19 protein-coding genes and 1 riboswitch are annotated in these 24,688 nt (G+C 74.4%); of the genes, 14 read left to right on the top strand and 5 right to left on the bottom strand.

The window, feature by feature from the left end; genetic code table 11:
- Nucleotides 1–108: 108 nt before the first annotated feature.
- Together ACZ6A9_RS04640 and ACZ6A9_RS04645 are read right to left on the bottom strand one after the other, a co-directional pair.
- The gene (locus tag ACZ6A9_RS04640; protein ID WP_468978301.1) at nt 109–1,236 is read right to left on the bottom strand and encodes an alpha/beta hydrolase; all 1,128 of its coding nucleotides are present in this window, start codon (nt 1,234–1,236) and stop codon (nt 109–111) included.
- A 217-nt stretch (nt 1,237–1,453) separates the two neighbouring features.
- Nucleotides 1,454–2,167 carry a class II aldolase/adducin family protein gene (locus tag ACZ6A9_RS04645; protein WP_468978307.1) on the bottom strand — a complete coding sequence of 238 codons (714 nt, stop codon included), beginning with the start codon at nt 2,165–2,167 and terminating at the stop codon, nt 1,454–1,456.
- Nucleotides 2,168–2,321: 154 nt separating this feature from the next.
- Between ACZ6A9_RS04645 and ACZ6A9_RS04650 the strand changes: the two genes are divergently transcribed.
- The 9 genes from ACZ6A9_RS04650 to cobI all read left to right on the top strand — a co-directional run bounded on the left by ACZ6A9_RS04650 (nt 2,322) and on the right by cobI (nt 15,274).
- Nucleotides 2,322–3,563, top strand: a complete 1,242-nt coding sequence (locus tag ACZ6A9_RS04650) for an inorganic phosphate transporter (RefSeq protein WP_468978311.1) — start codon at nt 2,322–2,324, stop codon at nt 3,561–3,563.
- Between the two features lie 31 nt (nt 3,564–3,594).
- The gene (locus ACZ6A9_RS04655; RefSeq protein WP_189555144.1) at nt 3,595–3,816 is read left to right on the top strand and encodes a hypothetical protein; all 222 of its coding nucleotides are present in this window, start codon (nt 3,595–3,597) and stop codon (nt 3,814–3,816) included.
- Nucleotides 3,817–3,992: 176 nt separating this feature from the next.
- Nucleotides 3,993–4,128: riboswitch (cobalamin riboswitch) on the top strand.
- Nucleotides 4,129–4,249: 121 nt separating this feature from the next.
- Nucleotides 4,250–5,191: a cobalamin biosynthesis protein gene (locus tag ACZ6A9_RS04660; protein WP_468978320.1), complete on the top strand. Its 942-nt coding sequence runs from the start codon at nt 4,250–4,252 to the stop codon at nt 5,189–5,191.
- Nucleotides 5,188–6,723 carry a cobyric acid synthase gene (locus tag ACZ6A9_RS04665; protein ID WP_468978326.1) on the top strand — a complete coding sequence of 512 codons (1,536 nt, stop codon included), beginning with the start codon at nt 5,188–5,190 and terminating at the stop codon, nt 6,721–6,723. Before ACZ6A9_RS04660 ends, ACZ6A9_RS04665 begins: the two co-directional genes overlap by 4 nt.
- Nucleotides 6,720–10,373, top strand: a complete 3,654-nt coding sequence (gene cobN, locus ACZ6A9_RS04670; protein WP_468978330.1) for a cobaltochelatase subunit CobN — start codon at nt 6,720–6,722, stop codon at nt 10,371–10,373. Before ACZ6A9_RS04665 ends, cobN begins: the two co-directional genes overlap by 4 nt.
- Nucleotides 10,370–12,379 (top strand): putative cobaltochelatase, encoded by a 2,010-nt coding sequence (locus ACZ6A9_RS04675; RefSeq protein WP_468978336.1) that lies wholly within the window; start codon nt 10,370–10,372, stop codon nt 12,377–12,379. Before cobN ends, ACZ6A9_RS04675 begins: the two co-directional genes overlap by 4 nt.
- A complete protein-coding gene (gene cobO, locus ACZ6A9_RS04680; RefSeq protein ID WP_468978339.1) occupies nt 12,379–12,978 on the top strand; it encodes a cob(I)yrinic acid a,c-diamide adenosyltransferase in 600 nt (199 codons plus the stop codon). Before ACZ6A9_RS04675 ends, cobO begins: the two co-directional genes overlap by 1 nt.
- Complete coding sequence (locus ACZ6A9_RS04685; RefSeq protein WP_468978343.1) at nt 12,972–14,546, top strand: cobyrinate a,c-diamide synthase; 1,575 nt, start codon at nt 12,972–12,974, stop codon at nt 14,544–14,546. The genes cobO and ACZ6A9_RS04685 overlap by 7 nt, the downstream gene beginning before the upstream one ends.
- A complete protein-coding gene (cobI, locus tag ACZ6A9_RS04690) occupies nt 14,543–15,274 on the top strand; it encodes a precorrin-2 C(20)-methyltransferase (RefSeq protein ID WP_468978347.1) in 732 nt (243 codons plus the stop codon). Before ACZ6A9_RS04685 ends, cobI begins: the two co-directional genes overlap by 4 nt.
- A 17-nt stretch (nt 15,275–15,291) precedes the next feature.
- On the opposite strand, the gene ACZ6A9_RS04695 is transcribed toward cobI, so the two are convergent.
- Entirely contained in the window at nt 15,292–16,080 is a 789-nt protein-coding gene (locus tag ACZ6A9_RS04695) for a ZIP family metal transporter (protein ID WP_468978351.1), read from the bottom strand.
- Nucleotides 16,081–16,179: 99 nt separating this feature from the next.
- Between ACZ6A9_RS04695 and cobM the strand changes: the two genes are divergently transcribed.
- The 4 genes from cobM to cobC all read left to right on the top strand — a co-directional run bounded on the left by cobM (nt 16,180) and on the right by cobC (nt 20,796).
- Nucleotides 16,180–17,022, top strand: a complete 843-nt coding sequence (cobM, locus tag ACZ6A9_RS04700; protein WP_468978356.1) for a precorrin-4 C(11)-methyltransferase — start codon at nt 16,180–16,182, stop codon at nt 17,020–17,022.
- A 76-nt stretch (nt 17,023–17,098) separates the two neighbouring features.
- A complete protein-coding gene (gene cobJ / locus ACZ6A9_RS04705; RefSeq protein ID WP_468978362.1) occupies nt 17,099–18,781 on the top strand; it encodes a precorrin-3B C(17)-methyltransferase in 1,683 nt (560 codons plus the stop codon).
- Between the two features lie 52 nt (nt 18,782–18,833).
- A complete protein-coding gene (locus ACZ6A9_RS04710; RefSeq protein WP_468978368.1) occupies nt 18,834–19,739 on the top strand; it encodes a sirohydrochlorin chelatase in 906 nt (301 codons plus the stop codon).
- Nucleotides 19,729–20,796, top strand: coding sequence for an Rv2231c family pyridoxal phosphate-dependent protein CobC (gene cobC, locus ACZ6A9_RS04715; RefSeq protein WP_468978372.1), 1,068 nt, complete (start codon nt 19,729–19,731; stop codon nt 20,794–20,796). Before ACZ6A9_RS04710 ends, cobC begins: the two co-directional genes overlap by 11 nt.
- 87 nt (nt 20,797–20,883) lie before the next feature.
- Here the strand turns inward: cobC and ACZ6A9_RS04720 are convergent, their stop codons facing one another.
- A complete protein-coding gene (locus ACZ6A9_RS04720) occupies nt 20,884–21,825 on the bottom strand; it encodes an SCO1860 family LAETG-anchored protein (RefSeq protein WP_468978377.1) in 942 nt (313 codons plus the stop codon).
- A gap of 178 nt (nt 21,826–22,003) precedes the next feature.
- Nucleotides 22,004–23,095, bottom strand: a complete 1,092-nt coding sequence (locus ACZ6A9_RS04725; protein WP_468978380.1) for an amidohydrolase family protein — start codon at nt 23,093–23,095, stop codon at nt 22,004–22,006.
- 183 nt (nt 23,096–23,278) lie between these two features.
- Here ACZ6A9_RS04725 and ACZ6A9_RS04730 point away from each other — a divergent pair, with 183 nt between their 5' ends.
- A complete protein-coding gene (locus tag ACZ6A9_RS04730) occupies nt 23,279–24,379 on the top strand; it encodes a pyridoxal-phosphate-dependent aminotransferase family protein (protein WP_468978384.1) in 1,101 nt (366 codons plus the stop codon).
- Nucleotides 24,380–24,688 lie beyond the last annotated feature (309 nt).

Here is a 24,688-nt window from a genome sequence, read left to right on the forward strand (position 1 = left end):
GAATGACGACGGGGGCGCGGGGGCGGCCCGCGCCCCGGGCCGGGACACGGTCGCAGCGGCCGGATCAGGCCAGTGCCGCGGGGTCAAACGGAATCCGCGGCACCGGCCTCACATCAGAGGGGTGAGGAAGCGTCGCAGGGCCTCCTCGTAGGCCTCCGGGCCGGCGTTCCACATGGCGCCGTGCGCCGCGCCGTTGACGGTGTGCAGGGTGATGGTGTTCGGGTGGGCGGCGGCCAGGCGGCGGGAGAACCGCCAGGGGGCCACCGTGTCGTCGGGGCCGTGGAAGATGTGGGTGGGGACGCCGATCCGGTCCAGGTGGACGGCGCCGGGGCTGCGCTCGCCGTAGAGGCCGGTGCGGCCCTGAGCGGCGCGCACGGCGAGCGGGAGCAGCGCGCCCGGGGTGCGGTGGGCCGCGGCGAGGGCGCGCAGGGTCGCCTCCCAGCTGAGCACCGGCGAGTCGAGGACGAGACCGGCGACGCGGGCGCGCAGCTCCGAGCGGGCCGCGGTGCGCAGGGCCATGGTGGCGCCGCTGGACCATCCGTACAGGACGACCTGCCGGGCGCCCGAGCGCACCGCGTGGTGCAGCACGGCGTCGAGATCGCGCCACTCGGTCTCGCCGAGGTGGTTGAGTCCGTCCGGGGAGCGCGGCGCTCCGGGGTCGCCCCGGTAGGCGGGGGCGAGCACCGGTAGGCGGAGGCGGTGCAGGAACTCCATGACGTTCATGGTGTGTTCCCTGGTGGTGCCGAGACCGTGGACGGCGATCACCCAGGTGTCCCGGACGTTCGGCAGGAACCACACGGGCACGGGTCCGAGTTCGCCGGGGACCTCGAGGGCGGTGTGGTCCAGGCCGAGGGAGGTGCCCGGGTCACCGACGTGGAGGTTCGGGGTGAGCCAGGCGCGGTCGCCGGGTCGCGGGGTGCCGTAGGTGACGCGTTCCAGCCGGCGGACGACGGTGTCGGCGGATCTGGAGGTGCCGGACAGCACGGGTCCGACGACCGCGTGGAACCCGTCCCCGGTGAGGCCGTAGCGGCCGGGGCGCAGCGCGGCGAGGTCGCGGGTGAGGCTGACCTGGCCGGCGGCGGTGGCATGGACGGTGAGGCGGGGCTCCGTGGGCAGGGGGCCGCCCGGGGGGATCCTGAGGGCGGAGTCGCTGGCGAAGCGGCCGGCGGCCACCGCGGCGGCGCCGGCGCCTATCACGGCGGTGACGGCTGCGGCCGTCGCTCTGACAGTGCGCACGCCTTCCAGTGTCGGGGTGGGGGGTCCCTCCGGCCAGTGGGCGGGGGCTCGGCGGTCCCGCGGACGAGGGTCGGTCCGGCTGTCCGGGTGACTGCGGGAGGGCTCGGGCGGTGTGGCGATGGCCTTCTTCCGCCCCCGCCGCCCCTTCCCGTGCCGCCCCCTCCCGTCCCTGGGGGTTCTGCCCCCGGACCCCCCGTTCACGCGGTTCCCCGCGCCCCTAGTGGGGCTGGCCGTAGTGCCGCAGGTGCTGTTCGACCTCTGTCAGCTGGTCGCGGCTGAGGAGGGTCGGGGTCAGGCCGGGGACGGAGGAGGCGGTGAGCCAGAGGCGGCACATCCATTCCAGCTGGGCCGTGCGGTCGTAGGCCTGGAGGAGGGTCGCTCCGTGGGTGACCGTGCCGTGGTTGCGCAGCAGGCAGCCGGTGCGGCCGTCGAGGGCGCGGAGCATGTTCCCGGCCAGTTCGTCGGTGCCGTACGTGGCGTAGCCGGCGACCCGGACGGGGCCGCCCAGCGCGGCGGCCATGTAGTGGATCAGGGGCAGCTCGTCGACGAGCGTGGAGACGGCCGTGGCGTGCACGGCGTGGGTGTGCACGACGGCGCGCGCGGCGGTGGTGCGGTACACGGCGAGATGCATGGGCAGCTCGCTGGTCGGGACCAGTGTGCCGAGCACCTGCCGGCCGGAGAGGTCGACGCCCGTCACGTCGTCCGCCGTGAGCCGGTCGTACGGCACTCCCGACGGTGTGACCAGCACCGTCTCGCCGACCCGCACCGACACGTTGCCGGAGGTGCCGACGACGAGTCCGTCGGCGACGGTGCGGCGGGCGGTGCCGACGAGTTCCCGCCAGGCGTCCGCCTCCTGCGCACTCGCCCGCCGGGATTCGCCCCGGCCTCCGGTGCCCTCCGCTTGCCGCCCGTCCCGCATCCGCTCCGTCATGCGGCGATCCTGTCAGGCGGCCTGCCCACTGCGCTGTCCGGCGGAGCGTCGACCCCCTCTTACAGTCACCACGATGCCCATTCCAGTTCATCTTCCGTTCACCCTGGTTACCTACGTTCGACCAGCCAATGACTTCGAACGATTGCCTGGGTAAATGGAAAGCTTCTCGCTGATCCTCGCGATTGTGGTGGTAACCGCACTCGCGTTCGATTTCACGAACGGTTTCCACGACACCGCGAACGCGATGGCAACGACCATTTCGACCGGTGCGCTGAGGCCCAAGGTCGCGGTGGCCATGTCCGCCGTGCTGAACCTTGTGGGCGCATTCCTCTCGGTGGAGGTCGCCAACACGATCTCCAAAGGCCTCGTCGACGAGGCGGGCATCCGTCCCGAGGTCATCTTCGCCGCCCTGGTCGGCGCGATCCTCTGGAACCTGGTGACCTGGCTGGTCGGACTGCCGTCCAGCTCCTCGCACGCCCTGATGGGCGGTCTGATCGGCGCCACCGTCGCCTCCGCCGGCTTCGGCGCGGTGCACGGCGACGTCCTCGTCACCAAGGTGCTGATCCCCGCGATCGCCGCCCCGCTGGTGGCCGGTCTCGCCGCGATGTTCGCGACCCGGCTCACCTACCGCCTGGGCAGGAAGGCCGACGGGAAGGCCTCCGCGAAGGGCTACCGCGCGGGCCAGATCGCCTCCGCCGGCCTGGTCTCGCTGGCCCACGGCACCAACGACGCGCAGAAGACGATGGGCATCATCACGCTCGCCCTGGTCTCGGGCGGCGTCCTCGTCCCCGACTCCGACCCGCCGCTGTGGGTCATCGTCTCCGCGGGTGTCGCCATCGCGCTCGGCACCTACCTCGGCGGCTGGCGCATCATCCGCACCATGGGCAAGGGCCTGACCGACCTCCAGCCGCAGCAGGGCTTCGCCGCCCAGACCAGCGCCGCGACGGTCATCCTGGCCTCCTCGCACCTCGGCTTCTCCCTCTCCACCACGCACTCCGTCTCCGGCGCCGTGATGGGCGCGGGCCTGGGCCGCAAGGGCGGTGTCGTCCGCTGGTCGACCGCCACGCGGATGTTCGTCGCCTGGGGTCTGACGCTTCCCGCGGCGGCCCTCGTCGCGGCCGTCGCCGAGTGGATCTGCGGCTTCGGCAGCTGGGGCACCGCGGTCGTGGCCGTCTTCCTGGTCGCCTCCAGCTTCGCCATCTGGAAGATCTCCCGGCGCGAGGTCGTCGACCACACCAACGTCAACGACCACGACGTCCCGGGCGAGGAGCCCGGCGTGGTGACGCAGGCGATGGCCGCCGTGACCCCGCCCCCGGCGGGCATCGTGAGCGAGGAGCTCGCGGCCACCATCCCGGCACCCAACGACCCGGCGTCACCGGCCAAGACCACCGTCTGACCGCGAACCGGTACGAAGGAAGAGAAGCACCATGCAGATCGACTGGGCAGCCCTCGGCTCCGTCTTCGGCGTCAGCCTCGTGGTCACCGTGGCCCTGGTGGCCCTGTTCACCCTCGGCATCACCGGCCTGTCGCGCCGCGAGCGGGCCGCCGCGCAGGGCGAGTCCGCGGTCCTGGCCGTCACCGGCGCCTACGCCTGCTTCGCGGCGTGCGCGGCCGCGGTGGGCTACGGGATCTACCTGATCATGGCCTGACCGCGGACCGGATCATGCCCTGATCCAGGATCGCCACCGTCCGGCGGGCGGTGCGGGAGCCACGGCTCCCGCACCGCCCGCCGACGTGTGCCCGCCTTCGCCCGCGGTTCACCCACCGGAACCCCTCTGTGGATCTCGGCACACTTCAGCCTCGCAGGTCAACGGCAGGTTGACGGCCCTTCGGGGGCCGTGGTGGACTGCCACAGCCAATACGGCGGCAGGAGAGGAAGCCGGTGCGATTCCGGCGCGGTCCCGCCACTGTCACCGGGTGAACACCCGGGAGCCAGGAACTCTCACCGCCGGTCTCGTCGAACCAGGGCGCGGACACCCTGAGTGAGGACATATCGCCATGCGCGGCAGCCTGTCGAGGTCGATCAGCGACACCCCACCCCGTTCCGGGGCCGTTCCCTCCGGATCCGTCACCGGCTGACCCATGGGTGCCGATCGCGTGTTCGCGTACGGCGCCGCCGCCGGCCTCCTCGGCGACCTGCTGCTCGGCGATCCCCGCCGTGGGCATCCGGTCGCCGCTTTCGGGCGGGCCGCGGCTGCCGTGGAACGGGTGCTGTGGCGCGACGACCGGGGCCGTGGCGCCGTGCACACCGCCGTGTGCGTCTCAGGCGCCGTGGCGCTGGGCGGCCTGGCCGCCCGCTGTGTGCGCTCCTCCCCCGCCGCCTCCGTCGCCCTGACCGGCGTCGCCACCTGGGCGGTCGTCGGCGGCACCTCGCTGGCCAGGGAAGCCCGTGCCGTCGGCCGGGCCCTGGAGGCGGGGGACGTCGAGGCGGCCCGGGCACGGCTGCCGCACCTGTGCGGCCGGGACCCGCAGGCGCTGGACGCCGACGGGATCGCCCGCGCGGTGGTGGAGTCGGTCGCCGAGAACACCTCGGACGCCGTGGTGGGGGCGCTCGTGTGGGGCGCCGTCGCCGGTGTGCCGGGCCTGCTCGGCTTCCGGGCCGTCAACACGCTGGACGCGATGGTCGGCCACAAGTCCCCCCGCCACCGCCGTTACGGCTGGGCCTCCGCCCGCCTCGACGACGTCGCCGGCTGGCCGGGTGCGCGGCTGACGGCCGTGCTCGCGGCCGCCGCGGGACCGGATCCGCGCGGCGCGGTGCGGGCGTGGCGGGCCGACGCGCACCGGCACCCGAGCCCCAACGCCGGCCCCGTCGAGGCGTCCTTCGCCGGTGCGCTCGGGGTGCGGCTCGGCGGAACGCTCTCCTACGGCGGCCGGGTCGAGCACCGGCCGGTGCTCAACGGCGGCGGCCGGGCCGTCGCCGTCCCCGACATCGACCGGGCGGTACGGCTGTCACGGCGCGTGGGCTGGCTGGCGCTCGGCGCCGGTGCCCTCGCTCGGAGCGTGTGGAAGGGACGCAGGTCATGAACGGTGGGGGGCTGCTGGTCGCCGGGACCACCTCGGACGCCGGCAAGAGCGTGGTGACCGCCGGGATCTGCCGGTGGCTGGTGCGGCGCGGCGTCAAGGTCGCGCCGTTCAAGGCACAGAACATGTCGCTGAACTCGTTCGTGACCCGGGAGGGCGCCGAGATCGGGCGGGCTCAGGCCATGCAGGCGCAGGCCTGCCGGGTCGAGCCGACGGCGCTGATGAATCCGGTGCTGCTCAAGCCGGGCGGCGAGAGGTCCAGCCAGGTGGTCCTGATGGGCAGGCCGGTCGGCGAGATGAGCGCGCGCGGCTACCACGGCGGGCGGCAGCAGCGGTTGCTGGGCACGGTGCTGGACTGTCTGGAACAGCTGCGGAACACGTACGACGCGGTGATCTGCGAGGGCGCCGGCAGCCCCGCCGAGATCAACCTGCGGCGCACGGACATCGTGAACATGGGGATCGCCCGGGGCGCCGGGCTGCCCGTGCTGATCGTGGGGGACATCGACCGGGGCGGCGTCTTCGCGTCCTTCTTCGGCACCCTCGCCCTGCTGTCCCGGGAGGACCAGGACCTGGTCGCCGGGTTCCTGGTGAACAAGTTCCGGGGCGACGTGTCCCTGCTGGAGCCGGGGCTCGACATGCTGCACGGCCTGACCGGAAGGCCGGCGTACGGCGTGCTGCCCTTCCGGCACGGGCTCGGCATCGACGAGGAGGACGGGCTCCGTGTCTCGCTGCGGGGCGCCGTGCGGGAGTCGGTGGTGGCCGCGCCGGTCGGCGAGGACGTGCTGCGGGTCGCGGTGTGCGCGGTGCCGCTGATGTCGAACTTCACGGACGTGGACGCGCTGGCCGCCGAACCGGGCGTCGTGGTGCGGTTCGTGGACCGGCCGGAGGAACTGGCCGACGCCGACCTCGTCGTCGTCCCGGGGACGCGCGGCACCGTACGGGCGCTCCGGTGGCTGCGCGAGCGCGGGCTGGCCCGGGCGCTGGTGCGCAGGGCGGCCGAGGGGCGGCCCGTGCTCGGTGTCTGCGGCGGCTTCCAGATACTCGGCGAGCACATCGAGGACGAGGTCGAGAGCCGCGCCGGGCACGTGGACGGCCTCGGGATCCTGCCCGTGCGGGTGCGGTTCGCCCGCGACAAGACGCTCACCCGGCCCGCCGGCCGGGCCCTCGGGGAGCCCGTCGAGGGATATGAGATCCATCACGGGGTCGCCGACGTCCTGGGAGGCGAGGCGTTCATCTCCGACGACCATGGCCACAGCCTGGACGGCTGCCGGGTCGGGCAGACCTGGGGCACGCACTGGCACGGCTCACTGGAGTCGGACGGGTTCCGGCGGGCCTTCCTGCGCGAGGTGGCCGCCGCCGCGGGACGCCGCTTCGTCCCGGCCCCCGACACCTCGTTCGCCGCGCTGCGCGAGGAGCAGCTCGACCGGCTCGGCGACCTGATCGAACAGCACGCGGACACGGACGCGCTGTGGCGGCTCATCGAGTCCGGCGCGCCACGAGGACTGCCCTTCATTCCACCGGGAGCGCCCGCATGAGCACTGTGTTGTTGTTGTCGACCGCCGACACGGACCTGTTGGCGGCCCGTGCCTCCGGCGCCCCCTACCGGTTCGGCAACCCGACCCGCGTGGACGTGGCGGAGGAGCTGCCCGCGCTGCTGGACGGTGCGGACCTCGCCGTCGTACGGCTGCTGGGCGGCAAGCGTGCCTGGGAGGACGGGCTCGCGGCGCTGAGGGCCTCCGGGATCCCGGCGGTGCTGCTCGGCGGGGAGAGCGTGCCGGACGCGGAGCTGATGGCGGAGTCGACGGTGCCGGCCGGTGTGGTCGCTCAGGCGCTGCGCTACCTCGTCGAGGGCGGCCCGGAGAACCTGACCGAGCTGGCCCGGTTCCTGTCGGACACCGTGCTGCTGACCGGTGAGGGCTTCGAGGAACCGCGGAAGATGCCGGAGTACGGCGTCCACGGCGAGCGTGCCCAGGAGCGGGGCCGCCCGACGGTCGGCGTGCTGTTCTACCGCGCCCACGAACTGAGCGGCAACACCGCCTTCGTGGACACGCTGTGCGACGCGATCGAGGCGCGCGGCGCCAACGCCCTGCCGGTGTACTGCGGTTCGCTGCGCGGCGCGGACCCGGGACTGTACGAACTGCTGGGACGGACGGACGCGCTGGTCGCCACGGTGCTGGCGGCCGGCGGCACGCACGCCTCGCAGGCGTCGGCGGGCGGTGACGAGGATGCCTGGGACGTCGGCGCGCTGGCTGAGCTGAACGTCCCGGTGCTGCAGGGGCTGTGCCTCACCTCCTCGCGCGCCGCGTGGGAGGAGTCCGACGCCGCCCTGTCCCCCATGGACGCGGCGATGCAGGTCGCCATCCCCGAGTTCGACGGACGGCTGATCACCGTCCCGTTCTCCTTCAAGGAGCAGGGCCCGGACGACGTCCCGGTGTACGTCGCCGACCCGGAGCGGGCCGCGCGGGTGGCCGGGATCGCCGTGCGGCACGCCCGGCTGGGGCACAAGCCGAACGCGGAGAAGAAGCTCGCGCTGGTCTTCACCGCCTACCCGACGAAGCACTCCCGCGTCGGCAACGCGGTGGGCCTGGACACGCCCGCGTCGGCGGTCCGGGTGCTGGACGCGCTGCGGGAGGCCGGCTACGCGGTCGACGGCTACCCCTCCGGCGGTGACGAGCTGATCCACCGGCTCATCGAGGCGGGCGGGCACGACGTGGAGTGGCTGACGGAGGACCAGCTGGCCGCCGCGCCCGCGCGGGTGCCGCTGGCCGACTACCGGGCGTGGTTCGAGAAGCTGGACCCAGAGCTGCGGGACGCGATGACCGAGGCGTGGGGAGAGCCACCGGGGTCGCTGTACGTCGACGGGGACGACATCGTGCTGGCGTCCCTGCGGTTCGGGAACGTCGTGGTGATGATCCAGCCGCCGCGCGGCTTCGGGGAAAACCCGATCGCGATCTACCACGACCCCGACATGCCGCCGTCGCACCACTACCTGGCGGCCTACCGCTGGCTGGAGAACAGCTTCGGCGCCGACGCGATCGTGCACATGGGCAAGCACGGCACGATGGAGTGGCTGCCGGGCAAGGGACTGGGGCTGGGCGCCGGATGCGCCCCGGACGCGGTGCTCGGCGACCTGCCGCTGATCTACCCGTTCATCGTCAACGACCCCGGCGAGGGCACCCAGGCCAAGCGGCGCGGGCACGCGACGGTGGTCGACCACCTGGTGCCGCCGATGGCGCGGGCCGACACGTACGGCGATCTGGCCAAGCTGGAGCAGCTGCTCGACGAGTACGCGCTGGTCTCCGACCTGGATCCGGCGAAGGCGCCGGCGGTGCGCGCGCAGATCTGGACGCTGGTGAAGACCGCCGAACTCCACCACGACCTGCACGTGGACGACCAGCCGGACGACGACGACTTCGACGAGTTCGTCATGCACATCGACGGCTACCTGTGCGAGATCAAGGACGTGCAGATCCGCGACGGCCTGCACGTCCTGGGCGGTGGCCCGGTCGGTGAGCCGCGCGTCAACCTGGTGCTCGCGGTGCTGCGCGCCTCGCAGGTGTGGGGCGGACAGGCGAACGCGCTGCCGGGCCTGCGGGCCACGCTGGCCGAGCACTTCGGGCTGGTGGAGAAGGAGCTGCTGGCCCGGCCCGGCGCCCCACTGGAGGTGCCGGCGGAGCTGACGGGGCTGGTGGACGGTCCCGCGCGGTCGGCAGCCGACGCGGTCGACCTGCTGGAGCAGCTGTGCCGGCGGATCGCGGAGGGCATGGAGGAGCGCGGCTGGGCGGTCGGGGACAGCGCGCCGCTGGTGCGCGAGGTGCTGGGCGCCGAACTCCCGGACGCGGTGGCCGTGGTGGAGTTCGCCTGCACGGAGGTCGTCCCCCGGCTCGCCCGGACCACGGACGAGATCGGGCACGTCCTGCGGGCGCTGGACGGCGGTTACGTCCCGGCGGGACCGTCGGGTTCACCGACGCGCGGGCTGGTCAACGTGCTGCCGACCGGCCGGAACTTCTACTCCGTCGACCCCAAGGCGATTCCTTCCCGGCTGAGTTGGGAGGTCGGGCAGTCGCTGGCGGACTCCCTGGTGCAGCGGTACCTGCAGGACACGGGTGAGTATCCGAAGTCCGTCGGCCTGACGGTGTGGGGTACGTCCGCGATGCGCACCCAGGGCGACGACATCGCCGAGATCCTGGCGCTGCTGGGGTGCCGTCCGGTGTGGGACGACGCCTCACGCCGGGTGACCGGCTTCGAGGTGGTCGGACTGGAGGAGCTGGGCCGGCCGCGCATCGACGTGACGGTCCGCATCTCCGGGTTCTTCCGGGACGCGTTCCCGCACGTGGTGGGGCTGATCGACGACGCGGTACGGGCGGTGGCGGAGCTGGACGAGCCCGCCGGGTCCAACTTCGTGCGCGCCCACGCCGACGAGGACACCGCCGAGCACGGTGACCGGCGCCGGGCCACGGCCCGCGTCTTCGGCTCCAAGCCGGGGGCGTACGGGGCGGGGCTGCTGCCGCTGATCGACGCCCGCAACTGGCGCTCCGACGCGGACCTCGCCGAGGTGTACGCGGTCTGGGGCGGCTACGCCTACGGGCGCGGGCTCGACGGGCGGGCGGCGCGCGGGGACATGGAGACGGCGTTCCGGCGGATCGCGGTGGCGGCGAAGAACGTCGACACCCGCGAGCACGACCTCGTCGACGCGGACGACTACTTCCAGTACCACGGCGGCATGGTCGCGATGGTGCGGCACCTGACGGGCACCTCGCCCGAGGCCTACGTCGGTGACTCCGCCACACCCGACCAGGTGAGGACCCGGACGCTGGGCGAGGAGACGCACCGGGTGTTCCGGGCCCGGGTGGTCAACCCCCGCTGGATGGCGGCGATGCGGCGCCACGGCTACAAGGGCGCCTTCGAGATGGCGGCCACCGTCGACTACCTCTTCGGATACGACGCCACGGCCGGGGTCGTGGACGACTGGATGTACGAGAAGCTCAGCGCCGAGTACGTCTTCGACGCCGAGAACCAGGACTTCATGCGGAAGTCGAACCCCTGGGCCCTGCGCGGCATCACGGAACGTCTGCTGGAGGCGGCGGACCGCGGTCTGTGGGCGGAGCCGGACGCGGACACGCTCGAGCGGCTGCGTGCCACCTACCTGGAACTCGAAGGCGACTTGGAGGGCGACGACAAGTGACCACCCCGTTCCCGTTCACGGCCGTTGTCGGTCAGGACGACCTGCGGCTCGCGCTGCTGCTCAACGCGGTGTCACCGCAGGTCGGTGGCGTACTGGTCCGTGGGGAGAAAGGCACCGCCAAGTCCACGGCCGTGCGCGCCCTGTCGGCGCTCCTGCCGGCGGTGGACGTCGTCCCCGGGTGCCGTTTCTCCTGTGCCCCCGGCTCCCCCGACCCCGCGTGCCCGGACGGGCCGCACGAGCCGGGGGCGTCCGCGTCGCGGCCGGCGCGCATGGTCGAGCTGCCCGTCGGCGCCTCCGAGGACCGGCTGGTGGGCGCGCTCGACATCGAGCGGGCGCTGGCGGAGGGCGTCAAGGCGTTCGAGCCGGGTCTGCTGGCCGACGCGCATCGCGGGATCCTGTACGTCGACGAGGTCAATCTGCTGCATGACCATCTCGTCGACCTGTTGCTGGACGCGGCGGCGATGGGTGCCTCGTACGTCGAGCGCGAGGGCGTCTCCGTACGGCACGCGGCGCGGTTCCTGCTCGTCGGGACCATGAACCCGGAGGAGGGCGAGCTGCGTCCGCAGCTCCTCGACCGGTTCGGGCTGACCGTCGAGGTCGCCGCCTCGCGCGAGCCCGGCCAGCGGGTCGAGGTGGTCCGGCGGCGGCTGGCGTACGACGACGACCCGGCCGGCTTCGCCGCCCGCTGGGCCGGCGAGGAGTCCTCCGTACGGGCGCGGATCGTGGCGGCGCGGGAACTGCTGCCGTCGGTGCGGCTCGGCGACGCGGCGCTGCGGCAGATCGCGGCGACCTGCGCGGCGTTCGAGGTGGACGGCATGCGCGCCGACATCGTGATGGCGCGTACGGCGACCGCGCTGGCCGCGTGGGCCGGGCGCACCGACGTGCTCGCCGAGGACGTGCGGCAGGCCGCGCTGCTGGCGCTGCCGCACCGGCGGCGGCGCAACCCCTTCGACGCGCCCGGACTCGACGAGGACAAGCTCGACGAGACGCTGGAGGAGTTCGGCGGGCCCGGTGAGGACGGGGGCGAGGACGATCCCGACCCGGGACCGGACGGCGGTCCGGGTGGACGGCCGGCACCCGATGAGGGCCCTCAGGGCGAGGGTGACACCGCTGCCCGGCCCGACGCCGGCGAGGGCGGGGAACCGCAGGCGGGGTCCGGTGCCGGGGAGCAGTCCGCCGTACGGGCCGCGGAGCCGTTCCGCACGAAGGTGCTGAACGTGCCGGGCGTCGGTCAGGGAGCCGCCGGGCGGCGCTCCCGCGCACGCACCGAGCAGGGGCGGACCACCGGGGCACGGCGGCCGCGGGGGGCGCTGACCGCGTTGCACCTCGCGGCGACCGTGCGGGCGGCGGCTCCGCACCAGCGGGCACGGGGACGGTCCGGGCCGGGGCTGGTGGTACGCCGGGACGACCTGCGGCAGGCCGCGCGTGAGGGGCGTGAGTCGAACCTGGTGCTGTTCGTCGTGGACGCCTCGGGGTCGATGGCGGCGCGGCAGCGGATGAGCGCCGTGAAGGGCGCCGTGGTGTCGTTGCTGCTCGATGCCTATCAGCGGCGGGACAAGGTGGGTCTGGTGACCTTCCGGGGGTCGGCGGCCGATGTGGCGCTGCCGCCGACCTCGTCGGTGGACGCGGCGGCGGCCCGGCTGGAGTCGCTGCCGACGGGCGGGCGCACACCGCTGGCGGCCGGACTGCTCACGGCGCACGACGTGCTGCGGGTGGAGCGGTTGCGGGATCCGGCGCGGCGGCCGCTGGTGGTCGTGGTGACGGACGGACGGGCGACCGGTGGTCCGGAGCCGGTCGCGCTGGCGGGGCGGGCGGCGCGGCTGTTCGCGGCCGGCGGGGTCGCGTCGGTGGTCGTGGACTGCGAGTCGGGGCCGGTGCGGCTGGGGCTCGCCGGGCGGCTCGCGGGTGAGCTGGGCGGCAGCGCGGTGACGCTGGACGAACTGCGGGCCGATTCGATCGCCGGGCTGGTCAGGGACGTGCAGGGGACTTCGAGGAGGGCCGCGTAGTGCCGAAGGGGCAGCCGAGTGTCGTACCCGACGACGGTCTGACGACGCGTCAGCGGCGCAACCGGCCGCTGGTCGTCGTGCACACCGGCGTGGGGAAGGGGAAGTCCACCGCCGCCTTCGGGCTGGCGCTGCGGGCCTGGAACCAGGGGTGGCCGATCGGGGTGTTCCAGTTCGTCAAGTCGGCGAAGTGGAAGGTCGGCGAGGAGAACGCGCTGCGGGTGCTCGGCGCCTCCGGTGAGGGCGGGACCGTCGACTGGCACAAGATGGGCGAGGGCTGGTCCTGGGTCCAGCGGGATCAGCAGATGGACAACGAGGAGAAGGCCCGGGAGGGCTGGGAGCAGGTCAAGCGGGATCTCGCCGCCGAGACGTACCGGCTGTACGTGCTCGACGAGTTCGCCTACCCGATGCACTGGGGGTGGGTCGACACCGACGAGGTGGTGTCCGTGCTGCGGGAGCGGCCGGGGACGCAGCATGTGGTGATCACGGGGCGGAACGCGCCCGGCGGGCTCGTGGAGTTCGCCGACCTGGTGACCGACATGTCCAAGGTCAAGCACCCCATGGACGCCGGGCAGAAGGGGCAGAGGGGCATCGAGTGGTGACCTCCGTACCCCGGCTGGTGATCGCCGCGCCCTCTTCGGGCAGCGGCAAGACCACCGTCGCCACGGGGTTGATGGCCGCGCTCACCGCGCGGGGGCTCGCGGTGTCCCCGCACAAGGTCGGGCCGGACTACATCGACCCCGGGTACCACGCGCTCGCCACCGGGCGTGTGGGGCGCAACCTCGACGCGTACCTGTGCGGTCCGGAGCTGGTCGCTCCGCTGTTCGCGCACGGTGCGCACGGGTGCGACATCGCCGTCGTCGAGGGTGTGATGGGGTTGTACGACGGGGCGGCCGGTGAGGGCGAGCTGGCGTCCACCGCGCAGGTGGCGAAGCTGCTCCGGGCGCCGGTCGTGCTCGTCGTCGACGCGTCGTCGCAGTCGCGGTCGGTGGCGGCGCTGGTGCACGGGTTCGTGAGCTGGGATCCGGAGGTGCGGGTCGGGGGCGTGATCCTGAACAAGGTCGCCTCGGACCGGCACGAGGGGTTGTTGCGGGAGGCGCTGGACTGCGTCGGGGTGCCGGTGCTGGGGGTGCTGCGGCGGGCCGCGCGGGTGGAGACGCCGTCCCGGCATCTGGGGCTGGTGCCGGTGGCCGAGCGGGGCACCTTGGCCGTCGAGGCCGTCGCGGCGATGGCCGCTCAGGTCACCGGCGGGTGTGATCTGGCGGCGCTGGTCGCGTTGGCGCGGAGCGCGGGGCCCTTGGCGGGTGCGGCGTGGGATGCGGCTGAGGTGGTTTCCTCGCCCCCGCCGCCCCTTCCCTCCCCGTCCCCGGGGGCTCCGCCCCCGGACCCCCGTTCGGCCCTGGACGGGCCTCGTCCTCAAACGCCGGACGGGCTGGGAGAAGGCGGGCCTCGTCCCGAAGCGCCGGACGGGCTGGGAGGAGGCGGGCCTCGTCCCGAAGCGCCGGACGGGCTGGGAGAAGGCGGGCCTCGTCCCGAAGCGCCGGACGGGGGCGGAGGACCCGGGCAGGCTGTGCGGGTCGCCGTTGCCGGTGGGGCCGCGTTCACGTTCTCGTACGCCGAGCACGCGGAGTTGCTGACCGCCGCCGGGGCCGAGGTCGTCGTCTTTGATCCGTTGCGGGACGAGGAGCTGCCGGAGGGGACGGCGGGGCTGGTCGTCGGCGGGGGGTTTCCCGAGGTGTACGCCTCGGAGCTGTCGGCCAACGAGGCGCTGCGCGGGGCCGTCGCCGAACTCGCCCTCGGCGGGGCTCCGGTGGCGGCCGAGTGTGCCGGGTTGCTGTATCTGTGCCGGGAGCTGGACGGGCTGCCCATGTGCGGGGTGCTGGACGCCTCCGCGCGGATGTCGGAGCGGCTGACCCTGGGGTACCGGGACGCCGTGGCCGTGAGCGACAGCGTGCTGGCCGGCGCCGGTGCGCGGATGCGGGGGCACGAGTTCCACCGGACCGTCGTCGAGCCGGGGGCCGGGGCCGAGCCGGCCTGGGGGATGCGGGCGCCCGAGCGGCGCGTCGAGGGTTTCGTACAGCGTGGTGTGCACGCGAGCTATCTGCACACGCACTGGGCGTCCGAGCCCGGTGTCGCCCGTCGGTTCGTGGAGAGGTGCCGGACGTCATGAGCAGCAGGCTGATCGGGGTCGGCGTGGGGCCCGGGGACCCGGAGCTGGTGACCGTCAAGGGCGTCAACGTGCTGCGGGCCGCGGATGTCGTGGTGGTGCCGGTCCTGGACTCCGGGGAACGCGGGCGGGCCGAGGCGACCGTGCTGCACTACGTGCCCGCCGGGAAGGTCGTCCGGGTGGTGTTCGCGCTGAACGAGCGGACCGACCGGGCGCGGCGCGAGGCGGCCTGGGACGCCGCCGGGGAGCGGGTCGCCGGGCTGCTGCGGGAGCACACGGCCGTCGCCTTCGCCACGATCGGGGACCCGAACGTGTACTCGACGTTCACCTATCTCGCGCAGACCGTCGGCGCGTCGGTGCCGGGGACGGTCGTGGAGACCGTGCCGGGGATCACCGCCATGCAGGATCTGGCGGCGCGGTCGGGCGCGGTGCTGACCGAGGGGACCGAGCCGCTGACCCTGGTGCCGGTGACCGCGGGGGCGGCCGTGCTCAGGGACGCGCTGGCCGGGCCCGGGACCGTCGTCGCCTACAAGTTCGGGCGGCAGGCCGGTGAGGTGGCCGAGGCGCTGCGGGAGACCGGGCGGATCGGTGACGCGGTGTGGGGGTCGGCGCTGGGTCTGCCGGAGGAGTCGGTGCGGCCGGCCGCCGAGCTGGACGGGGCGCCGCTGCCGTACCTCTCGACGCTCATCGCGCCGCCGCGGCGTGACGGCGGGCGGGGCGGGAAGCTGTGAGCCGGACCGGGTCGCGTTCAGTGCGCGGCGCCCACCACGAGCCAGATGAACAGCACGCCCGTGATCGTGCACAGCAGGGTGGAGCGGGCGGGGTGCCGGTGGTGGGCCTCGGGCAGGATCTCGGCCGCCGCCAGGTAGAGCAGCGCGCCGCCGAACAGGCCCAGGTAGCCGCCGAGCAGGGGCTCCGGGATCGTGAAGAGGAGCGTGGAGGCGGCGCCGGCGACGGGTGCGGCCGCCGCCGCGAACAGCATCGCCAGCGCACGGCGGCGGGCGTTGCCGTAGACGCGGGTGAGCGTGTACGTGTTGAAGCCGTCCGCGAAGTCGTGCGCGATGACGGCCACGGCGACGGCGGCGCCCATGCCGCCGCCGACCTGGAAGGCCGCCCCGATCGCCACGCCGTCCATGGCGCTGTGGCCGACCAACGCCGCGGCCGCCGTCAGGCCCACCTCGGGGTTGCGGTCGTTGGGGAGCCGCAGGGGCGCGCCGGTGTCCGGCACGGGCCCGGAGGGCCGGGACGTCGACACGGTCTCCCCGGCGCCGTGCGGGGCCTGCCGGTGGGCCAGCAGGCGTTCCACCAGATGGGCGAGGAGGAAGCCCGCGACGAAGAGCAGCAGGGCCGCCGGTACGCCGTGGATCTCGGTGCCGGCCGCTTCCAGGGACTCCGGGAGGAGTTCCAGGCCGACCACGCCCAGCATCAGCCCGCCGGCGAGGCCCAGCACCAGATGGCGGCGGTCGGTCACGCGGTGTGCCGTCCAGCCGCCGGCCAGCGTCATCAGGAACGCGCCGAGCGCGACGAGAACCGCCATGTGCCCTTCGTATCGGATCGGCGGCCCGTCGCGCACGCGTGACAGCCCGCTCGCCGCCCCCCGTCTTCGATCAATCATCCGCAGGAGAGGACCCTTCCCATGACCGATGCCCCGACCGACGCCCCGACCGGTGTCCCCACCGGCAAGGTGACCTTCGTCGGGGCCGGTCCCGGCGCCGCCGATCTGCTGACGTTCCGCGCCGCGCGGGCCATCTCCGAGGCCGATGTGGTCATCTGGGCCGCCAGCCTGGTGCAGGAGGAGGTGCTGCGGCACGCGCGTGAGGACGCGGAGGTCCTCGACTCGGCGGCCATGTCGCTGGAGGACGTCGTGGCCGTCTACGAGCGGGCCCGCGCGGAAGGGCTGAAGGTCGCGAGGATCCACTCGGGCGATCCCGCGCTGTGGGGCGGCACCCAGGAGCAGGTCGACCGGTGCGCGGAGCTCGGCATCGCCACCGAGATCGTCCCCGGGGTGTCGTCCTTCTCCGCGGTCGCGGCGCTCGCGGGGCGCGAGCTGACCATTCCGGAGGTGGCGCAGTCGGTCGTGCTGACCCGGCTCGGCGGCGGCAAGACACCGATGCCGCCCGGCGAGGAGGTCCGCGAGTTCGCGCGGCACGGCACCACCATGGCGGTCTTCCTGTCGGCCGCGCGCAGCGGGCAGCTGGTGCGGGAGCTGCTGGAGGGCGGCTACCCGACGTCCACGCCGGTCGTCGTGGCGTACCAGGCGACCTGGCCGGAGGAACTGGTCGTGAAGTGCACGGTCGGCACGCTGGAGGAGACGGTCAAGGAGCACAAGCTGTGGAAGCACACGCTGTTCCTGGTCGGTCCGGCGCTCGACGCGCGCGGTACGCGCTCCCACCTGTACCACCCCGGTCACTTCCACGGCTTCCGCAAGGCCGATCCCAAGGCGCGCCGGGCGTTGCGTTCACAGGGTGCGAGCACGTGATGACCGTCGTTCTCCCCCGCCCCGTTTCCCTGCCGTGGGGCGTCCGGTCCCACGGCCGTACCGAAGGAGTCGACACGTGATCGGCCTCATCTCCGCCACGGCGGCCGGAACGTCGGCGCGGGACCGGCTGGCCGCCGCGTGGCCGGACCGCACGCGCGTGTACGGGGGCCCGGTGGCGGACGCCGTGCGGGCCGCGTTCGCCGAGTGCGAGCAGCTCGTGTGTTTCCTCGCCACCGGCGCCGTGGTGCGGCTGGTGGCGCCCCTGCTGGACGGCAAGGCGTCCGATCCGGGCGTGGTCTGTGTCGACGAGGCGGCACGGTTCGCGGTGTCGCTGGTCGGCGGGCACGGCGGCGGGGCGAACGAGCTGGCCCGCGCGGTAGGCGAGGTGCTGGGCGCGGAGCCGGTGGTGACCACGGCGACCGACGCCGCCCGTCTGCCCGGTCTGGACACCCTCGGGCTGCCCGTGGAGGGGAACGTCGCCGCCGTGTCGCGCGCCCTGCTGGACGGTGAGGCGGTGGCGCTGCGCGCCGAGGTGGCCTGGCCGCTGCCGCCGCTGCCGGTCGCCGGGGAAGGGGCGTACACGATCCGCGTCACGGACCGGCTGGTCGAGCCCGGTGAGCGGGAGGTGGTGCTGCGGCCGCCGACCCTCGTCGTCGGGGTGGGCGCCTCCCGGGGCGCCCCCGCCGAGGAGGTACTCGGTCTGATCGAGGGGGCGTTGCGCGACGCGGGACTGTCGGGCGCGTCGCTCGCCGCACTCGCCACCGTCGACGCCAAGGCGGACGAGCCCGGCGTCGTGGCGGCCGCCCGGCGGCTGGGGGTGCCCCTGGTGACCTACACCGCCGGGGAGTTGGCGGGTGTCGAGGTGCCCAACCCCTCCGACGCGCCGCTGGCCGCGGTCGGCACCCCGTCCGTCGCGGAGGCCGCCGCGCTGCTGGGCGGGGGTGAACTGCTGGTGCCCAAGCGGAAGTCGGCGGCGCGTCCGGCGATGGCGACCTGTGCCGTCGTACGGCGCCCGGTGCGCGGGAGGCTCGCGGTGGTCGGGCTCGGGCCGGGCGCCCGGGACCTGCTCACCCCTCGGGCGAAGGCCGAACTGCGCCGCGCCTCCGTGCTGGTGGGCCTCGACCAGTACGTCGACCAGATCCGTGATCTGCTGCGGCCCGGCACGCGGGTGCTGGAGTCCGGTCTCGGCGCGGAGGAGGAGCGGGCCCGCACCGCCGTCGCGGAGGCCCGGCGCGGGCAGGCGGTCGCCCTGATCGGCAGCGGCGACGCGGGGGTGTACGCCATGGCCTCCCCCGCCCTGGCCGAGGCGTCGGACGACATCGACGTGGTCGGCGTGCCCGGTGTGACGGCGGCGCTGGCCGCCGGGGCGGTACTGGGGGCGCCGCTGGGCCACGACCACGTGTCGATCAGCCTGTCGGACCTGCACACGCCGTGGGAGGTCATCGAGCGGCGGGTGCGGGCCGCGGCCGAGGCGGACATCGTCGTGACGTTCTACAACCCGCGCAGCCGGGGCCGTGACTGGCAGTTGCCCAAGGCGCTGTCGATCCTCGCCGAGCACCGGGAGCCGGGCACGCCGGTGGGAGTCGTGCGCAACGCCTCCCGTGCGGACGAGTCGAGCCGGCTGACCACGCTGGCCGCGCTGGACCCGGCGACGGTCGACATGATGACGGTGGTGACCGTCGGCAACACGGCGACCCGCGAGATCGCGGGGCGCATGGTCACCCCGCGCGGGTACCGCTGGCAGCAGGAGCCGCGGTGAACCACCTCCCCGCGCACCCACCCACATCCACACCCGAGTCCGAGGAGGACCTGTGACCACCCCGCCCGCCCTGCTCATCGCCGGACACGGCACCCGGGACGACGCCGGAGCGGAGGCGTTCCGCGACTTCGTGCGGGAGCTGGGCCGCCGTCACCCCTCACTGCCCGTCGCCGGCGGCTTCATCGAGCTGTCCCCGCCCCCGCTGGGCGAGGCCGTCGCCGAACTGGTGGAGCGGGGGGTGCGACGGTTCGCCGCCGTCCCGCTGATGCTGGTGTCCGCCGGGCACGCCAAGGGGGACATCCCGGCGGCGCTGGCCCGCGAGAAGGAACGCCACCCGGGGATCTCGTACACCTACGGCCGTCCGCTGGGCCCGCATCCCGCGCTGCTGCGGGTGCTGGAGCGGCGGCTGGCGGAGGCCATGGACCCGTCCTGGGACCCGTCCGGGGTGACGGTGCTGCTCGTGGGGCGCGGCTCGACGGACCCGGATGCCAACGCCGAGGTGTTCAAGGCGGCGCGGCTGCTGTGGGAGGGGCGCGGCTACGCGGGCGTGGAGACGGCGTTCGTGTCGCTGGCGGCGCCGGACGTGCCGGGCGGACTGGACCGGTGCGCGCGCCTGGGCGCCCGCCGGGTCGTGGTCCTGCCGTACTTCCTGTTCACCGGGATCCTGCCGGACCGGGTGCGGCGGCAGACGGCACAGTGGGCGGCGGCGCATCCGGACACCGAGGTACGGTCGGCGGACGTCGTCGGGCCGGAGCCGGAGCTGCTGGACCTGGTGATGGAACGGTACGAGGAAGCCGTGAAGGGTGATCTCAGGATGAACTGCGACTCGTGCGTGTACCGGATCGCGCTGCCCGGGTTCGAGGACAAGGTGGGGCAGCCGCAGCAGCCGCACTTCCACCCCGACGACGACGGGCACCACCACCACGGGCACGGCCACGCCCACTCGCATGCGCACTGATCCGGAGGCCGGCGGACACGACCTGCGCCACCACGGGGACGCCGAGGTCCGCGACGACGGGTCCGCGCTGGTCGACCTCGCGGTGAACGTCCGCACGGACACACCCCCGGCGTGGCTGCGGGAGCACATCGCCGCGTCGCTGTCCGGGCTCGCCGCCTACCCGGACGGGCGGGCCGCGCGGGCCGCGGTGGCGGCGCGGCACGGGCTGCCGGTGGAACGGGTGCTGCTGACGGCCGGTGCGGCGGAGGCGTTCGTGCTGCTGGCGCGGGCACTGAAGGTGAGCCGGCCGGTGGTGGTGCACCCGCAGTTCACCGAGCCGGAGGCGGCACTGCGCCATGCCGGGCACACGGTGGACCGGGTGCTGCTGCGGGAGGCGGACGGCTTCCGGCTGGACCCGGGGGCGGTGCCCGAGGAGGCGGACCTGGTCGTGATCGGCAACCCGACGAACCCGACGTCGGTGCTCCATCCGGCCGCCGGCGTGGCCGCGCTCGCCCGTCCCGGGCGGACGCTGGTGGTGGACGAGGCGTTCATGGACGCGGTGCCGGGCGAGCGGGAGGCGCTGGCCGGCCGGACGGACGTACCGGGGCTGGTGGTGCTGCGCAGCCTCACCAAGACCTGGGGGCTGGCGGGGCTGCGGATCGGTTACGTCCTGGCGGCCCCGGAGACCGTCGCGGAACTGGAGCGCGCCCAGCCGCTGTGGCCGGTGTCCGCGCCGGCGCTGGCGGCGGCGGAGGCGTGCGTGGGGGCGGCGGCCCTCGCCGAGGCGGCGGGGGCGGCGGACCGCGTCGCGGCGGACCGGGCTCATCTGATCGCGGGGCTGCGCTCGTTCGCCGCCCGCGGGGTGCGGGTCGTGGAACCCGCGGAGGGGCCGTTCGTCCTGGTGCGGCTGCCGGACGCGGCGGCGGTACGGGCCCGGTTGCGCGACGCCGGTTACGCGGTGCGGCGGGGGGACACGTTTCCTGGGCTGGGTGAGGAGTGGCTGCGCGTGGCGGTCCGGGGGCGGGGGACGACGGACGGCTTGCTGGACGCGCTGGGCCGGGCGTTGCACACGGCCTGAATCCGCCCCCGCCGCCCCTTCCCGTTCCCGTCTTCCGGGGCGGAGCCCCAGTGTCGGGTCGGGAAGGGGCGGCGGGGGCGAGAGACCTCAGTTCCCGCGGCCCCGGCGGGACACGGCCACCGCCGCGCCGCCCGCCGCCAGCAGGGCCACCGCGCCGCCCGCGACGTACGGGGTCAGCGGATCGCCCCCCGTCTCGGCGAGGTCGGCCTCCGTGGGAGCGGCCCGCTCCGCGCGCGCCCCCTGCGGCTGGACGCCGTCGGCCTCCGGAGCGGCAGGAGCCGCTGCCGCGGGAGCGTCCGCTGCGGGAGCCGCCGGGGTTTCGCACCTGGCCTCGGCCAGGGTGAGGGTTCCCTCCACCTCGGCCACGTTCAGCTTCAACGGGTTGACCGACACCTCGAGCCGGAGGGCGGTGGCGGCGGCCGTGGTCGACGTGGTCCCGGTCTTGGACAGGTCCAGCCGGACCTCGCCGACGCCGGGCACCTCGACGTGGGTGGGACCTCCGGCGGTCAGCGCGACCCGCTTGCCGAGGACCGTCACCGAGGCGGGCAGGGTCGCCGAGGCGTGCGGGCTCCGCCCGGCCTCGCAGACCGCCTTGGAACTCACCGCCTCGAGCTCGACGACCGACAGCAGCGGCAGACCCGGCACGTGCAGGCGGACCTTGGCGAGGCTGGTGGACGCCTCCGCCCGCCCGCCGTTCACCGTCGCCTTCGCGTCAGCGGCCTCCGCCCGCAGCACGCTGAAGGGCTTGCCGCCGTCGACGCCGTCGAGGCTGGCGGTGAGGGCCGTCCTCCGCGCGCTCTCGGGTGCCCGGACCTCGTTGAGGGAGACGGCGAGCGGGGCGTGCACGGTCTTGTCGAGCAGGGCCACGTCGAGCCCGGTGCGCAGGACGGCGGCGCTCGCGCTGCCGCTCTCCCCGGTGGCGTGCGCGGAGCCCGCTCCGCCCAGCGCGGCGGGACCGGCGGTGAGGGCGGCTGCCGCCGCGACGACTGCCCAACGGCGTGCGGGCGTGAGGAAGTTGATGGTGTGCAAGGTGGTGGGACCCCCATGAGACACGACTGGGACCCGGAAAGGATGTCCACGCGAACAGCAGGCCGTCAGCGATCCACCGACTCTTCACTCCTTCGGGGAGAGCCGACGGATCCGTTCGAATCCCGGGGCACGGCTGTTCCCCGCCGTCACCCTCGTGCGCACCACCGGGCGCGCGCCGCTAGCCGACCACGCGCCCGTTGAGCACCACCCGGCGCGGATCGGTCAGTACGGTCACGTCCGCGCGCGGGTCGGCGCCGTAGACCACGAGGTCGGCCGGGGCGCCCTCGTCCAGGCCGGGGCGGCCGAGCCACTTCCTGGCCGCCCAGGTGCCTGCGGCCAGCGCCTCCAGGGGCGGGATGCCGGCCCTGGTGAGCTCCGCGACCTCCTCGGCGGCCAGCCCGTGCGGCAGCGAGCCGCCGGCGTCGGTGCCCACGAAGACGGGGACGCCGGCGTCGTAGGCGGAGCGCACGGTGTCGTAGCGCCGTTCGTGGAGCCGGCGCATGTGGGCGGACCAGCGCGGGAACTTGGACTCGCCGCCGTCGGCGAGTGCGGGGAAGGTGGCGATGTTGACGAGGGTGGGGACGATCGCCACGCCCCGCTCGGCGAACAGCGGGATGGTCTCGTCGGTGAGGCCGGTGGCGTGCTCGACGCAGTCGATGCCGGCCTCGACCAGGTCCCGCAGGGAGTCCTCGGCGAAACAGTGCGCGGTGACGCGGGCGCCCAGCCGGTGCGCCTCGGCGATGGCCGCCTCGACGGCTCCGCGCGGCCAGCAGGCCGACAGGTCGCCGAGGTCGCGGTCGATCCAGTCGCCGACCAGCTTCACCCAGCCGTCGCCGCGCCGGGCCTCCCGGGCGACGTACGCGGTGAGGTCCTCGGGCTCGACCTCCCAGGCGTAGTTGCGGATGTAGCGGCGGGTGCGGGCGATGTGCCGCCCGGCCCGGATGATCTTCGGGAGGTCGTCGCGGTCGTCGGTCCAGCGGGTGTCGGAGGGTGAGCCGGCGTCGCGCAGCAGCAGGGCGCCGGCGTCGCGATCGGTGAGTGCCTGCTTCTCGGCGGTCTCCGCGGGGACCGCTCCGTGCCGGTCCAGGCCCACGTGGCAGTGGGCGTCGACCAGTCCGGGCAGCACCCAGCCGTCGACGGTGCGGACGTCGCGGGCGCCGGCGGGGCGGTCGTAGGAGATCCGCCCGTCGACGACCCACAGCTCGTCGCGGACCTCGTCCGGGCCGACGAGGATCCGCCCCTTCACGTGCAGCACCGCGCGCTCAGTCATACCCGGCACCCTAGCCAGGCCCCGGGACGAGGCGGCCACCCGGTCCGGGGTCTCCTCCTCGGCGTCCGCCACGGCGGGCCCGCCCGCCCGGGAGCCCCGCGGTCGGGCTCCGTGGAGGGTGAAGGTCTACTCTCGACCTCGTCGTACCTACCCGCGCAGCCGCGAAGCAAAGAGAGTCCCGCCGTGACCCACCTCCTCCTCGACCTGCCCCCGATGAACGCCGCGCACTTCGCCTCGATCGAGGACCGCGTGGCACGGCTGCTGAGCACCACGCAGGACGTCGTGATCACGCAGGGTGAGGCGCTGCTGCCGCTGGAGGGCGCGATCCGTGCGACCGCCGGTCCCGGCACGACCGCGCTGAACGTCGTCACCGGCCCCTACGGGCAGACCTTCGGCGACTGGCTGCGGGACTGCGGCGCCACGGTGATCGACCTGACGGTGCCGTTCCACACGGCGGTGACGGCCGAGCAGGTCCGGGCCGCCTTCGCGGAGCACCCGGAGATCGACTTCGTGTCCCTGGTGCACGCGGAGGCGGCCACCGGCAACACCAACCCGGTCGCGGAGATCGGCGAGGTGGTGCGGGCGCACGGGGCGCTGTTCTACCTGGACGCGGTGGCGTCCGTGGGGGCGGAGCCGGTGCTGCCGGACGCGTGGGGTGTGGACCTGTGCGTGATCGGGGCGCAGAAGGCGATGGGCGGTCCGGCCGGGGTGTCGGCGGTGTCGGTGAGCGAGCGGGCGTGGGCGCGGATGGCGGCGAACCCGCGGGCGCCGCGCCGCTCCTACCTGTCGCTGCTCGACTGGAAGGAACGCTGGATCGACGGCGGCCGCAAGGCGCTGCTGCACGCGCCGGCGCAGCTGGAGATGCTGGCGCTGGAGGCGTGCGTGGAGCGCATCGAGGCGGCGGGCCTGGAGACGGTGATGGCCCGGCACGCGTCGGCCGCGGCGGCGACGCGGGCCGGTGCGGTGGCGCTGGGCGGCGGACTGGAGCCGTACGTGCGGGACGCGGCGGAGGCCGCGCCGGTCGCCACGACCCTGCGGGCGCCGTCCGGCACGGTGGCGTCGGACCTGGTGGCCCGCGCCCTGTCCGCCGACCCGGCACTCCCGCTGGCCGCCGGGGGCGGGGCGCTCGCGGGCGAGATGATCCGCGTCAACCACTACGGGCCGGAGGCGAGGCCCGGTGCCGTACGGGCGAGCCTGGCGGCGCTGGGAGCCGCCCTCGGCGCGACGGGCCTGGACGTGGACACGGACGGGGCCCTGCGGGCCGCGGACGCCGCCTGGCGCTGATCCGCCGCGCCTGACGGCGGCCCCGCCCGGAAACGTCGGGCGGGCCACCGGGAGGTTAATTCCAGGGATTCCCGAAAGCATTCGCGCGCATTCCCCCGACGCATTCCATCGCTTATTTTTCTATTATCCGGCGAGTAGCTTCCCGTCTTCTTCTGCCCCGATTCTCCGAGGCTAAACGCCACGATTTCGTGAGCGTCCCGAGGCCCGTCACGGGAGTTACACACTTGTGACCGGTTCCACAAGCGGTCCCTTTTGTGCGGTATGCACCAGGACAAACGGTGCATACCGCCGGGTTCTCGCGCGGACCCG

The organism is Streptomyces sp. NPDC041124 (assembly GCF_055592385.1).